Source organism: Chryseobacterium cucumeris (assembly GCF_016775705.1).
GTDB lineage: Bacteria > Bacteroidota > Bacteroidia > Flavobacteriales > Weeksellaceae > Chryseobacterium > Chryseobacterium cupriresistens.
In genome coordinates, this window is record NZ_CP068760.1 from 4486826 (window position 1) to 4499901 (window position 13076).

Sequence of the window (13076 nt, forward strand, 5' to 3'; positions counted from 1 at the left end):
ATTGTACAATTTATTCGGAATCAGAATTCTCATTTTCCTCTGCAGAATTTTCATTTTCAGCCTGAGGAGCCTCTTCGTTTTCCTGGTTATCAAATAGCGATCCTACAACACCTTCTTCTGTTTCTTCAAGTTCTTCAGAATCTTCCTCTACATCTTTATCCATTTCTACTTTTGCAATGGCTGCAATTTCGTCATTTTTCTTAAGGTTTATCAGTTTTACACCCTGAGTATTTCTACCCATTACTCTCATTTCATCCATTCCCATTCTGATGGCAACACCGGATTTGTTGATAATCATCAATCCGTCTTCGTCTGTTACGTTCTGAATAGCAATAAGATTTCCTGTTTTTTCAGTAATATTAAGCGTAATAACTCCTTTTCCTCCTCTGTTGGTAATTCTGTAGTCTTCTACCGCAGTTCTCTTACCATATCCTTTTTCAGATACTACAAGTACTGTTTCGTTCTCTACATCGTTCACAACAATCATACCAATAGCTTCGTCACCATCTTCAAGCAGGATTCCTCTTACCCCGATAGATCCTCTACCTACTTCTCTTACTTTCTCCTCAGGGAAACGGATACACTTACCATTTTTAGTGGCAATCATGATCTGAGAAGTTCCATTGGTAAGGTAAGCTCCTAATAGCTGGTCATTATCTCTGATTTCGATAGCATTCACCCCGTTTACTCTTGGTCTTGAATAGGCTTCCAACGATGTTTTCTTGATGGTTCCGTTTTTAGTTACCATCACGACGCTCATCTGATTTACATATTCGGAATCCTTAAGGTTGTTGGTTCTGATATATGCTTTGATCTTATCATCCGGTTCAATGTTGATAAGGTTTTGTACTGCTCTTCCTTTTGCCGTTTTGGAGCCTTCAGGAATTTCAAATACTCTTAACCAGTAACATCTTCCTTTTTCAGTGAAGAACAGCATATACTGGTGGTTGGTTGCAGAAACAATATATTCAAGGAAATCGGAATCCCTTGTCGTTGCCGCTTTATTACCTACACCACCTCTACTTTGGATTTTATATTCTGAAAGAGAAGTTCTCTTGATGTATCCTGCATGAGAAATAGTAAGAACGACAGATTCATTAGGAATGATATCTTCGATAGACATTTCTCCTCCTGAGTAATCTATTTCAGTTCTTCTTTCGTCTCCGTATTTTTCTTTGATTTCAAGCAATTCTTCTTTAATGATCTGGAATCTTCTCGGCTCGTTCGCTAAGATGTCTTCCAAATTCGCAATTTCTTTCATGATCGCATCATACTCATCACGGATCTTATCAAGCTCCATTCCTGTAAGACGGGCTAATCTAAGATCAAGAATTGCCTGAGCCTGAATATCAGAAAGTTCAAAAGCTTCGATCAAGCCTTCTTTTGCAGCCTGAGGGTTGGCACTGTGACGGATAATAGAGATTGCTCTGTCTAAAGCATCCTGAGTTCCGATCACCTTCATAAATCCTTCAAGGATATGTGCTCTCTCTTTTGCTTTCTTAAGCTCATACTGAGTTCTTCTTACGATAACCTCGTGTCTGTGCTCTACAAAGTGATGAATGATATCTTTAAGGTTCAGCTGCTCCGGTCTTCCGTGTACCAATGCAATATTGTTTACACTGAAAGAAGTCTGAAGTGCCGTATATTTATATAATAGGTTAAGAACGACATTCGGGATTGCATCGTTTTTCAGTTCGTATACAACGCGAAGTCCTTTTCTATCCGATTCGTCTCTGATCTCGTGGATTCCAGGGATTTTTTCGTCTTTAACAAGTTCTGCTGTTCTGGCGATCATTTCAGCTTTGTTCACCTGATAAGGGATTTCAGTAACGATAATAGCGTTTCTGTTTCCGATTTCATCAAAGTTAACTTTAGCTCTTAAAACGACTCTACCTCTTCCTGTATGGAAAGCATCTCTTACTCCGTCATATCCGTAGATGATACCACCTGTAGGGAAATCCGGTGCAATGATGTGCTGCATCAGTTCGTCAATCGTAATTTCTTTATTATCGATATACGCACAGATTGCATCTACAGATTCTGAAAGGTTATGAGGCGCCATATTCGTTGCCATACCTACGGCGATACCTGAAGTACCATTTACCAAAAGATTCGGAATTTTAGTAGGCATTACGGTCGGTTCCTGTAAACTGTCGTCGAAGTTATTCTGGAAATCAACTGTTTCTTTGTCCAGGTCTGAAAGAACCTCATCAGAGATTTTTTTCAATCTTGCCTCGGTGTAACGCATTGCTGCAGGCGGGTCACCATCCATGGAACCAAAGTTACCCTGTCCGTCTACCTGAGGATAACGCAAGCTCCAGTCCTGAGCCATTCTTACCATAGCATCGTATACAGAGGAATCTCCGTGCGGGTGGTATTTACCCAAAACGTCCCCAACAATTCTCGCAGATTTTAAATATTTTCTATTAGAAAACACCCCTAGTCCATACATACCATAAAGTACTCTTCTATGAACGGGTTTCAAGCCGTCTCTTACATCCGGTAACGCTCTTGAAACGATAACCGACATCGAATAATCGATATAAGACGACTTCATTTCATCAACAATGTTGATAGGAATCAGTCTTTCTCCTTCTTTTTGCATAAACAAATTTTATTGTAATGATATTCAAACTCTTAGCTGTCAGTTTGAAAATTATTTATTTCCAATTTTTATTAACGGGCTAATTTACGAAAAAAAAGCCGATTTTTGTGGTAGAATTTATCCAAAAAATCTTAAAAATTCATAAAAATATGAGCGTATTAAGTATAACTTTCCACTGCACAAAAGATAACCTGGAAGAATGGGAAGATTATATTGATGAAACACTGGTTTTAATGACTGAAAACCTTATGGATGTCAACAAATATATTCTTTCTGAAGTGCACAGTGACTTTATTGAGGAAGGTAAAAATTATAATCTCCTGCTAATTTTTGATAATAATGAACTGAGGGAAGATTTTATTAAAAGTGAACTTTTAAATATTTCCGAAAGAATTGAGAAAAAGTTCGGACAGGAAGTAATGGTTTTCAATACTTTCCTTAATCCAAAGAAATCAAGATTATAATAGATCATAAAAAAAGCACTGAAAAAAATTCAGTGCTTTTCTTTTTATCTGTGATGTCCATGACCGCGGCCTTTGTGATGATGCCCTCGATCGTCATAAATATACACTTTCTTTACCTGTCCTGGCGCGTAGTACCTCGCGCTTCCGCCATAATACCTTTTTGCATGGCCCGGAGGCATTCTCCTTCCATGGTGCTCATGTACCACACATGAAGACAGCAATAATACTACCACAGCTACTCCAGCCACTTTAAACATACTTTTCATTATTTTCACTTTTTCAATTTCGATAGCGAAATATATCAATGTTAATGCCAAAAGAAATTGAAATTAAGCTAATGTATGTTAAAACTAACTGTTAATTTTTTATTTTTTATACCTGTTAGTAGCCGCTTCTTTTTTTCACCTGCCCAGGAGCATAGTCTTTTGCGCTTCCTCCAAAGACTTTTTTAGCCTGTCCTGGCGGAACTGTTTTCACCCGGCGTCCATTGTCATGCACCACACAAGATGATAACATGAATGCTACGATAAGGACTCCTGTAATTTTAATCAAATTTTTCATTATTTCTATTTTTCAACTTTATTTAATATAACAATGGTAGTGCCAAAGGTTAAAAAAATTAAAGTTCAAAGCTCAAAGTTTAAGGTTGGAATAGATGGCCTTTTATTGTCAATAGTCAATTTTGCTTCACAAGTCAATAGTGAATTTTGTTATGGAGAATTATATTACCAAACAAAATCATCTATCATCTATTATCTATTATAGTTCTCTAGACGATTTCACTTCTTTTTTCCATCAGGATAATGTCTTTCCACTCTCCATTGAGTTTTCCGATTTTTTTACGGACGCCTACGATTCTGAAACCATTTTTCTGATGAAATTTGATAGAAGTTTCATTTTCGGAGAAGATATTGGTCTGTAATGTCCAGAATCCGTGATCCTCGCTATCCAAAATCAATTTTTTAAGCAATACGGACCCCAATCCCTTTCCCTGATATTCGTTATCAAAATAAATGCTTACCTCTGCAACTCCTTTATAGCATTCTCTTTTGCTGACCGGCTTTAAGGCACACCATCCCACAACTTCATTTTTTTCATTTTCCAGTACCCAGCGGCAGTCGTTAAAATAGCCCATGCTCCAGGCTTCAGCAGTTGGAACTTCTGTTTCAAAAGTGGAAATCCCACCGTCTATTCCCTGACGGAAAATTTCAAGGACCCTGGCTTCATCAGTAGGAAGCATTTCTCTTAATTCGTAATTCATCGTATTTAATGGTATTTTCTTTTGATTTTTCTTTTAATTCTTGAGTAGTGTGTCTGCTTGCTTTTTTCGTCCTGAGAAACCACACTGATATTTCCATCCACTTCCAGAACGGAAAGCTTTACATTGTTAATGTTTTCAATTCCGTGTTCTCTTATCGCTTCTTCCAATTCGCTTTCTGTAATCTTTACCCGATTCAGGGCTGCCTGATCGGCAATTCCATCCTTGATCAGAATAACCGGCTCATCTTCCATAAAAGTCTGAAAGGAGCGGCTGGAAAACATGAATCTCTTCACAATGAAATTAGCAACAAACAAAACCAATGCCGCCACGATTCCTCCCTGAAGAGAGGTATCAGGACCTACCATTGCATTCTGAACAGCATTTGAAATTAACAACAGCAATACAACATCCCCTGCATTCAGCTGAGAAAGCTGGTTTTTACCAAATAACCGGATGGCAATTACCATGAAAAGGTAAACGCAGAGGGAACGGACAGCAACGTTAAGAATAGGATCCACAATTTTTTTTATCTACTCAAATGTATTGATTTTTGTGATTCGTGGGAAATATTTTACGGACAGATTTTGGTATACATTTTGAGCCTGAAATTCAAATAATACCACAAAATAACACCAATGAAAATTTTTTTTCTCTGTTTAGGAATATTTCTGTTTTTTATATCCTGCAAAAAGAATGAACCTCAACCTACCCGGTTTTCAGAAACTGCCATTATTGAAAAAGTAAATGAACTGTATACTCAATATGGAAAATCCAACGAAGCTGTTTATAACCAGCCGATTCCCGATACTTTATTTTCTATGGAGCTAAAAAAAGTTTTAGACGAGGCTATCAATGCATCAAAAGCAGATATTGAAAAGGTAAAGAATAGTGATCATCCTGATGAGAAACCTTTAATATTCGAAGGGGCTATTTTTTCCAGCCTGTATGAAGGATTTACAGATTATAAAATCAAGTCTGTTAAGATACAGGATAAGACTGCTGAAGCATTGTTAGCCTTTGAATATAATGCAGTTTCCCCCAAAGAAACCTGGATGGACACCGTGCATCTTATCAATACAGAGAAAGGATGGAGAATAGATAATGTTACTTTTGATACAATAGGAAATTCTAAAGATCTTAAAGCAAGATTAACAGAGTTTGTTCAGAGTACACAACAATAGAAAAGCCGCTTTTTGTAAGCGGCTTTATTTTTTACGGACATTGAACGATTGGAATATCGCTGCAGATTACTTTATTTGCCCACTCGCAAAACGTACAGTATTTTACAGGTTCTCCTCCGTTCACTGACTTCAACTCTGACTTTGTCAGCTTCTTTAAATTTTTCATATCGTTTTAATTTTATGGTAGCCCAAAACTAAAACATATCTGTTTATTCTTTATTACAATTTAATCTGATAAGGTTTCATTATTCACACATTAATGAATAATATGCAATAAATATTATCTACTGTGGATCTCTACTGTCACAGGCATTACATAGGTGTAAGCAACCATGTTATCAGTTAGTTTTTTGCGGTCTACTCTATAGTCAAGATCGCTTAACACTGTTTCAATTTCCTTACTTACGGTTTTACAGTCTCCACTGGAATGAACATTAACGATTTTTCCGTTTTTGGCAATATCAAATTTCACCACAGAGTTTACGGTTCCCTGTTTGTAATCAGGATTCGTAAGGTCAAAATTAGCTTCTAGTTTATTTCTGATATCATTAAATGTTTCACTCCTGTTCAACTGAATTTCCTGAATGGTATTATGATCTGTAGTCTGAGCTTTAGCAGTGTTCAAAACAGCAGCAAATCCGCAAACGAAAAGTGAAGCCATCAATATTTGAATTCTATTTTTCATAACTAACTGGTTTTAAATGTTATACTAACCTATTTTTGTATCTCTTAACCAAAGTTATTAAAAATAATTCATATTAATTTTACATTCAGTTAACATTGAGTTAACATTGAAGTTTAATTGTTTGATTATCAGTGTAATAAATTTTTAAAATAATTGAAAATTTAATATTGGAGGGTTATTTTAGGCATAAAAAAGGCTAAACCTGATGAGTTTAGCCAATTATTATCTCGATTTCTATTTTAAATGTTGATCAATATTCTGAAGTAAATTATTTAGATTCTTTGGAATGACAAAAAAGCTGCATAATTTTTATGAATACTTACTCCAGTTCTCTTTTCAGGAACTTCCCTGTCAAGCTCTTCTTGGACTTCACAATTTCCTCAGGAGTTCCCTGTGCTACAATCTGTCCGCCATGTTTTCCTCCTTCTGGTCCTACGTCAATAATATGGTCTGCTAATTTAATGACATCCATATTATGTTCGATGATGATGAATGAGTTTCCGAGTTCTACCAGCTGATTGATGGCATCCATCAGGATTTTCACATCTTCAAAATGCAGTCCTGTAGTGGGTTCATCAAGGATATAAAGGGTATTTCCGGTTTGTCTTTTTGCTAATTCAGTTGCTAACTTAATACGTTGTGCTTCGCCTCCGGAAAGAGTCGTAGATTGCTGTCCAAGCGTAATATATCCCAAACCTACATCCTGTAGTGTTTTCACTTTTGCAAAAATCTTAGGAATCGGCTGGAAGAAATCTACGGCTTCATCAATCGTCATATCCAATACGTCAGAAATTGATTTTCCTTTGTAACGGACTTCCAGGGTTTCTCTGTTGAAACGTTTTCCGTTGCAGGTTTCACAGTGCACGTATACATCCGGAAGGAAGTTCATTTCAATCACTTTCAATCCTCCACCCTGACAGGTTTCGCATCTTCCGCCTTTCACGTTGAAAGAGAATCTTCCCGGTTTATATCCACGGATTTTACTTTCCGGCAGCTCTGCAAAAAGGTTTCTGATATCGGTAAACATTCCGGTATAAGTAGCAGGATTTGAACGTGGCGTTCTTCCGATTGGTGTCTGGTCTACGTCTACAATTTTATCAATATTCTCTAACCCTTCAATTTTCTTGTAAGGTAACGGTTCCTGAACCGCTCTGTAGAAATGTTTGTTAAGGATCGGATATAATGTTCCGTTAATCAGAGAAGATTTTCCGCTACCTGAAATTCCGGTTACTACAACCAGTTTTCCAAGAGGAATATCCAGGGTTACGTTTTTAAGATTGTTCCCTGTAGCGCCTTTTAAAACAATATTTTTACCGCTTCCTGCTCTTCTTTCTGTCGGAATTTCTATTTTTCTTTTTCCATTAATATACTGAGCCGTGATGGTATCAGCTTTCAAAAGATCTTTTGGTTTTCCCTGCCAAAGAATCTCTCCTCCGAATTTTCCTGCTCTCGGACCAATATCCAGCACCTCATCGGCTTCCAGGATCATGTCTTTATCATGTTCTACCACCAATACAGAATTTCCAATGTCTCTCAGGTTTTTCAGAGAATGGATCAGTCTTTCATTATCTCTCTGGTGAAGCCCGATACTTGGTTCATCAAGAATATACAATACATTCACCAACTGAGATCCGATCTGCGTTGCCAGACGGATTCTCTGTGATTCTCCTCCGGAAAGTGTTTTTGAACTTCTGCTCAAACTTAAATAATCCAATCCTACATCCAGCAAAAACTGAAGTCTGGTTTCAATTTCTTTTAAGATCTCGTGAGCAATGATTTTATTTTTTTCGGAGAATTTATCTTTAACATCAGCCAGCCAGTCTTTTAAATCCGCTAAGCTTAAAGCATTGACCTCTGCAATGTTCTTTCCATCAATTTTAAAACTTAAGCTTGAAGGCTGAAGGCGGGTACCATGACATTCAGGGCATATTTCTTCTGTAGTAAAATGTCTTTCCAATAAAACAGCTTCATATGAGTCTCTATCATCAATAATCTCCTCCATGAAAGCAATCAGACCATCGAAACCAATTTTTATTTTTTTGGTAATTCCGGCGTATTTCAGGTCTTTATTAAACTCTTTATGACATCCGTTATAGATATAATCCAGTGCTTCTTCAGGAATATCCTGCAATGGCGTTGTTAATCCTAATCCAAAGATCTCAAGAATGTTTTTGATCTGTGACAGGATCCATTTGTTGGACTTGATATCTTCCAACGGCAATAATCCTCCCTGATTGATGGATAGTTTCGGATTGTCTATAAAGTAATCGGTATTGATTTTTTTAATGGTTCCCAGACCTTTACAATTCGGGCAGCTTCCTTTTGGAGAGTTGAATGAGAATGTATTGGGTTCAGGCAGCGCCAGAGAGTGTCCTGTTTCCGCATCCATCAGATTTTTGGAAAAGTATTCAATATCTGTACTTCCCAGTTTCTGAATTCCTATGATTCCTTCTCCCATTTCCATTGCTGTACGCAATGATTTTTCCATTCTGCTTTCCGAAGCATTCTCCCCGATAATCCAACGGTCGATCACAATGTCGATGTCGTGGGTTTTATAACGATCAAGTTTTAAATCATATTCAATATCCTGCAGCTCACCATCAATTCTTGCCTGCCCGTAACCTTTTTTGGCCATCTGAACAAAGAGTTCATGATAATGTCCTTTTCTGGAACGCACCACTGGCGCCAAAAGCATGATTTTCTCTTTTTTATAATTTTCTTTGATGGTTTCAAGGATCTGATCTTCAGTATAGCTTACCAACTTCTGTCCTGTAGATAAAGAGTACGCATCCGAAACTCTGGCATACAATAGACGAAGAAAATCGTACAGTTCGGTAACCGTTCCTACGGTAGAACGCGGGTTTTTATTGGTGGTTTTCTGCTCAATGGCAATAACCGGAGAAAGTCCTTCGATTTTATCTACATCAGGACGCTCCAGTCCGCCCAGAAACTGGCGTGCATAAGCAGAAAAAGTTTCAATATAACGACGCTGGCCTTCTGCAAAAATAGTATCAAAAGCCAACGACGATTTTCCACTTCCGGAAAGGCCGGTAATCACCACCAATTCGTTGCGCGGAATTTTTACGTTAATATTTTTAAGATTGTGTTCACGGGCTCCGTAAACTTCTATATATTCTGTTGATTTACTCATAATTTGGGGTGATTTGCCTGAAAATCACAACGTGCAAAAATACGAAATTTTATAGACTTTTTTTGAATATAAAAGGGATAAAAGTTTCATAAAAAATTCTTAGGTTTTGTTAATGCATTGAACCCAATGTTATTGAATTTTCTGAAATAGTTTCTTATTTTCGAGCCATTATGTTTTGGCTGAAGCCAATGGAAAGCTCATTGATAAAAAAACGGGCTAAAGCCCGTTCCTATTGATATGATAAAATATATTGATATTTAGAAAAAGAATAATTCATAATTCATTTACAAATTTTTATTTATGCGTATAGTATTCCCAGACCGCACGAGTGATATCTGAGATAATTTTTTCCGTATCTGCCATTTCTTCTTTAATATTTTTAAGATAAATGGATAAAATCACATGATTTCCATTGGGGAGTTTTATAATTCCTACATCATTCATTGCAGCGCGTAGATTATTTTCATTTCTTCCGGAAATTCCTGTTCGGTGGGCCAATTCTGTACCTACAGGCAATCCCGCTTTCATCCAGGTAAGCCCTCTTGAAGTTTCTACCATTACCTGATACAGGTATTTTGTAGTTTCTTTTTTCAACACTTTTCCTTTATAGAATTTTTCTAAAAGTTCTGTGGTTGCCAAAGGCGTTGTTGTATTCACATAACATTTTTCAAACGAGGACATTTCCTTCTCATTTACTTTTATGGTAAAATCTTTAATCCCCTGCTGATTAATAAATTTCTGTACTGTCTCTGTTCCGCCAATGATGTTCAATAAAATGTCACAACCATTGTTATCACTGTGGGAAACGGTATATCTTAATAACTGATCTAAGGTAAGATACATATTCCCCTGAGGATATTCTTCCCGGATCGGACTCCAGGTTTCGGGTAACAGATCTTCTTTTTTGATGAAAAACTTTTGATCCAGTTTTAATCTACCTTTATCAACCTGGTTTAAAACAGTTAAGGCAATGTGAAATTTGAAAACGCTCAACATTGGAGTTTCTTTATTTCCGTTGATACTCAGTGTATCTTTATCTTCTATTCCTTTTAAAGATATTCCAACAGTTGCATTTTTTGTAGAGATTATCTGATTAATTTTGTTTCTCAGATCTTTAATAGTCTGGCTCTTTAAATGAGCACCAAAGAGGAGGAGAAGTATTAAAAGTGATATTTTTTTCATTGAATTCTGATCTTATTCTGAACATTACATTAAAAATGCCGTAGCGGGTACGGCATTTATTTTTTTAACTTATTTTTACAGGAATTACATATCCTGGAAATCAACATCTTCATTGGTAATCCTTACGATATATTCGATCCCATCAATGGCTTTGGCAATAATCTGATTCCTGATAATATTGGCCATATTTTCCCAATAGGCTCTTCCGTAGAAAGAATAGTTCTGCGGAATGATTTCTACCTCAACCGTTCTTACAAATCCTTCTTTTGGCTTGTTGCTGATCATCGTTCCTCTTCTTACCCTTACTTCTCTTACTTCATCTTTCAGAATCATGCGGCAATAGTTTTTAACGTCTTCCAAAGAAATAATTTTATCTCTGGTTGTTAATGCATATTTATACGCCTGAATACTATCCGTTCCTTTTTGTTCTTCGGCTCCTCCCAATGTTTCGGTAAGCAGTACCACAGTCTGAGATTTCAGCTGGTTGGAAAGTTCAGTTCCCGGACGCATATGATTGGCCAGCGTACAGTGTGTAATCCAAAAAGAAGCGTAGGTATGATCGGTTTTTTCTACCGGTTCCATGATCACGTAATTCAGCTCCTGTCTGATATTCCTTTTGGCATTGTTTACTTTCTGCACCATGGATTTCATTTTGTCAGACATTTCACTTAAGACTCCTTTTACATTATCTCTGTTCAAAAGGGAAAATGCAGCAATTTCATCTCTTGTCAGTTCCAGAACATTGGCAATCATATCTACTGCATTTCGACTGGTAAAACGTTCCATTCCTCCCTTTCTTACAGTATATAATCCTTTTTTAAGATCATCGGCCGGAGTAAAAGGAATTTCAGTATATCTTCTGCCGTCACCATCCTGTACCTCATCCACATAAAGGAAATGCTCGCCTTCGTCTGTCACCAAAGGGATATTATTTCCCATGATATCAAGGCTGTATTCTGTTTTTTTCCAGCCTCTGTTATAGATTGGAAAAGCATTCAGCACAAATGAGAAATTATCCAGGATTTCTGCTGAAAACTGTGGTGGAAACTCAAACGTAAGCCACAGATAACTTTTAGTATCCAGGAATTTAGTAATTTCTTCTTTTCCGGCAAGAAAATCCAGGTTCTGTGGAAGCTGTCCCGGTTCTGAGAACAGACTTTGAGAGATTCCTGTTACTTCAATAAATTTATGACGATAGATACTTTTAATATCTTCAATCACCTTATTTCTGATGGATTGCTCTTTGAACATCTGTTCATAACCGTCATTCTGACTTTCTGTAAGATAACTTAATCCTTCTCTTACAAACAGAGGGTTACCATTGCTTGAAACCGTAATATACGGTAATAATTTATATACGAAATCAAGGTGCTCGAAAGCAGGATTGGAACAGAATATGCTCAGGTATTTGGGAAAGTTTTCACTTACATATTTGCTTACATCTACCCCTATTGTGATTTTTCTGTAATCTTCAGGTCTTCCCTGAAATCTTGCAATAGGAATTTTGTTGAATCTGTCATCGATGCTGTAGCAGGTATTTCCTACAAACATGATTGAAGTGTGAACTTTATTGATTCTTACATTTCCCACCGGAGTAAAAGGAATGTTCAGCTGTTTGTCCGATTCCGATTTCACCGTGGAAGTCATCTGTTTACGGAAAAAGAATTCCGTGTGTTCCAATAAAATTTCAGAAGACTCATAAGGCTGTGTAAAAGCTACGGAATGAGCCGGAATAGGATGTGTATAAATGGACGGTGTAAGCAGTTTTGCCAGTTTTTCCAATATACGGGCATTCACCGTCTGTATTTCATTATTCGCTTTGAAAACCTCTGTACTGAATGCGTCTATCAGCAGTTTTACAAAAGGATCTAAAGACTGCGGGCTCCTTAATCCCCATACTTTAGTTGCATTCTGCAGCATTCTTGCTTTTACAGATTCTTTGGAATAAATATTCTGATCTAAATTCATAATTTTCTTTCGCTGTTAAAAATATTAATCAATAGACATCGGGCTTAGAAACAGCTCTGTTGAGAAACTGAACCGTTCTCCTGTTTCTTCCATTTTTGCATTGATGGCAATTCTTACTTTCTTTTTAATTTCGGTGTGTTCTTTAGTATCGTAGCTGTGCTCTACAAATTGTATGTGAGCATCGATCTGCGGGTTTACGATTCTTGGTTCATATTCCTGAATCTGTCTTCTTAAGCTTTTGATAAAAACGCTTTCCCAGATGGCACTTGTAACTCCATTATCGAATTCAAGGTTCCAGACATCGTTTCCATAGTTTTCATCATATCTGTTCTCCCCTTTTTTGGTGGTGATCAGCAGCATAATATTGTGGGCAATACTTTCCCCCATATCGCAGGTATCGATACTTCCGCCTTCGGTCATTAAAGTAGACGGTACGAAAGGCATTCTGTAATTTGGTGTATCCATAACTTATTGTTTTTACTTCATGGTCCTGTTCTAAAAACGAAATACCAAATTACACATTTTCGACAAATAATAATGATATACTTTAAAATATTATTCAAAAACAAGGGCCTTCAA

Annotated in this window: 13 protein-coding genes; 2 read left to right on the forward strand and 11 right to left on the reverse strand. The window is 36.9% G+C overall.

Annotated elements, in window-relative coordinates:
* Positions 1 to 10: 10 nt before the first annotated feature.
* On the reverse strand, positions 11 to 2605 hold the full coding sequence (gyrA, locus tag JNG87_RS20040; RefSeq protein WP_202840651.1) for a DNA gyrase subunit A: 2595 nt from the start codon (positions 2603 to 2605) through the stop codon (positions 11 to 13).
* Between the two features lie 149 nt (positions 2606 to 2754).
* On the opposite strand from gyrA, the gene JNG87_RS20045 reads away from it, so the two are divergent.
* On the forward strand, positions 2755 to 3069 hold the full coding sequence (locus JNG87_RS20045) for a DUF4286 family protein (protein WP_202840653.1): 315 nt from the start codon (positions 2755 to 2757) through the stop codon (positions 3067 to 3069).
* 44 nt (positions 3070 to 3113) lie between these two features.
* Here the strand turns inward: JNG87_RS20045 and JNG87_RS21720 are convergent, their stop codons facing one another.
* The 4 genes from JNG87_RS21720 to JNG87_RS20065 form a co-directional block, all read right to left on the reverse strand.
* Entirely contained in the window at positions 3114 to 3335 is a 222-nt protein-coding gene (locus tag JNG87_RS21720; protein ID WP_238349630.1) for a hypothetical protein, read from the reverse strand.
* Between the two features lie 115 nt (positions 3336 to 3450).
* Entirely contained in the window at positions 3451 to 3630 is a 180-nt protein-coding gene (locus JNG87_RS20055; RefSeq protein WP_110010236.1) for a quinol oxidase subunit 4, read from the reverse strand.
* A 208-nt stretch (positions 3631 to 3838) separates the two neighbouring features.
* A complete protein-coding gene (locus JNG87_RS20060) occupies positions 3839 to 4330 on the reverse strand; it encodes a GNAT family N-acetyltransferase (RefSeq protein WP_202840655.1) in 492 nt (163 codons plus the stop codon).
* A 5-nt stretch (positions 4331 to 4335) separates the two neighbouring features.
* Positions 4336 to 4848 carry a DUF421 domain-containing protein gene (locus tag JNG87_RS20065; protein ID WP_202840657.1) on the reverse strand — a complete coding sequence of 171 codons (513 nt, stop codon included), beginning with the start codon at positions 4846 to 4848 and terminating at the stop codon, positions 4336 to 4338.
* 117 nt (positions 4849 to 4965) lie between these two features.
* Here JNG87_RS20065 and JNG87_RS20070 point away from each other — a divergent pair, with 117 nt between their 5' ends.
* Complete coding sequence (locus JNG87_RS20070; RefSeq protein WP_202840659.1) at positions 4966 to 5511, forward strand: DUF3828 domain-containing protein; 546 nt, start codon at positions 4966 to 4968, stop codon at positions 5509 to 5511.
* A 31-nt stretch (positions 5512 to 5542) separates the two neighbouring features.
* Here JNG87_RS20070 and JNG87_RS20075 read toward each other — a convergent pair whose 3' ends face one another.
* The 6 genes from JNG87_RS20075 to JNG87_RS20100 all read right to left on the reverse strand — a co-directional run bounded on the left by JNG87_RS20075 (position 5543) and on the right by JNG87_RS20100 (position 12962).
* Positions 5543 to 5677: a bacteriocin-like protein gene (locus JNG87_RS20075; RefSeq protein WP_082798797.1), complete on the reverse strand. Its 135-nt coding sequence runs from the start codon at positions 5675 to 5677 to the stop codon at positions 5543 to 5545.
* 114 nt (positions 5678 to 5791) lie between these two features.
* Positions 5792 to 6196, reverse strand: coding sequence for a hypothetical protein (locus tag JNG87_RS20080; protein ID WP_062674942.1), 405 nt, complete (start codon positions 6194 to 6196; stop codon positions 5792 to 5794).
* A gap of 319 nt (positions 6197 to 6515) precedes the next feature.
* Positions 6516 to 9347 carry an excinuclease ABC subunit UvrA gene (gene uvrA, locus JNG87_RS20085; protein ID WP_202840661.1) on the reverse strand — a complete coding sequence of 944 codons (2832 nt, stop codon included), beginning with the start codon at positions 9345 to 9347 and terminating at the stop codon, positions 6516 to 6518.
* Positions 9348 to 9641: 294 nt separating this feature from the next.
* Positions 9642 to 10529, reverse strand: coding sequence for a class A beta-lactamase, subclass A2 (bla, locus tag JNG87_RS20090; RefSeq protein ID WP_202840663.1), 888 nt, complete (start codon positions 10527 to 10529; stop codon positions 9642 to 9644).
* An 84-nt stretch (positions 10530 to 10613) separates the two neighbouring features.
* Entirely contained in the window at positions 10614 to 12497 is a 1884-nt protein-coding gene (locus tag JNG87_RS20095; protein ID WP_202840665.1) for a type VI secretion system baseplate subunit TssF, read from the reverse strand.
* A 24-nt stretch (positions 12498 to 12521) separates the two neighbouring features.
* Positions 12522 to 12962, reverse strand: coding sequence for a GPW/gp25 family protein (locus JNG87_RS20100; protein WP_002979175.1), 441 nt, complete (start codon positions 12960 to 12962; stop codon positions 12522 to 12524).
* Positions 12963 to 13076 lie beyond the last annotated feature (114 nt).

What these genes read in the sequence shown, in the direction of transcription:
- gyrA (WP_202840651.1), bottom strand. Translation starts at nt 2,605, where the DNA reads ATGCAAAAAGAAGGAGAAAGACTGATTCCTATCAACATTGTTGATGAA.
- JNG87_RS20045 (WP_202840653.1), top strand. Translation starts at nt 2,755, where the DNA reads ATGAGCGTATTAAGTATAACTTTCCACTGCACAAAAGATAACCTGGAA.
- JNG87_RS21720 (WP_238349630.1), bottom strand. Translation starts at nt 3,335, where the DNA reads ATGAAAAGTATGTTTAAAGTGGCTGGAGTAGCTGTGGTAGTATTATTG.
- JNG87_RS20055 (WP_110010236.1), bottom strand. Translation starts at nt 3,630, where the DNA reads ATGAAAAATTTGATTAAAATTACAGGAGTCCTTATCGTAGCATTCATG.
- JNG87_RS20060 (WP_202840655.1), bottom strand. Translation starts at nt 4,330, where the DNA reads ATGAATTACGAATTAAGAGAAATGCTTCCTACTGATGAAGCCAGGGTC.
- JNG87_RS20070 (WP_202840659.1), top strand. Translation starts at nt 4,966, where the DNA reads ATGAAAATTTTTTTTCTCTGTTTAGGAATATTTCTGTTTTTTATATCC.
- JNG87_RS20075 (WP_082798797.1), bottom strand. Translation starts at nt 5,677, where the DNA reads ATGAAAAATTTAAAGAAGCTGACAAAGTCAGAGTTGAAGTCAGTGAAC.
- JNG87_RS20080 (WP_062674942.1), bottom strand. Translation starts at nt 6,196, where the DNA reads ATGAAAAATAGAATTCAAATATTGATGGCTTCACTTTTCGTTTGCGGA.
- uvrA (WP_202840661.1), bottom strand. Translation starts at nt 9,347, where the DNA reads ATGAGTAAATCAACAGAATATATAGAAGTTTACGGAGCCCGTGAACAC.
- bla (WP_202840663.1), bottom strand. Translation starts at nt 10,529, where the DNA reads ATGAAAAAAATATCACTTTTAATACTTCTCCTCCTCTTTGGTGCTCAT.
- JNG87_RS20095 (WP_202840665.1), bottom strand. Translation starts at nt 12,497, where the DNA reads ATGAATTTAGATCAGAATATTTATTCCAAAGAATCTGTAAAAGCAAGA.
- JNG87_RS20100 (WP_002979175.1), bottom strand. Translation starts at nt 12,962, where the DNA reads ATGGATACACCAAATTACAGAATGCCTTTCGTACCGTCTACTTTAATG.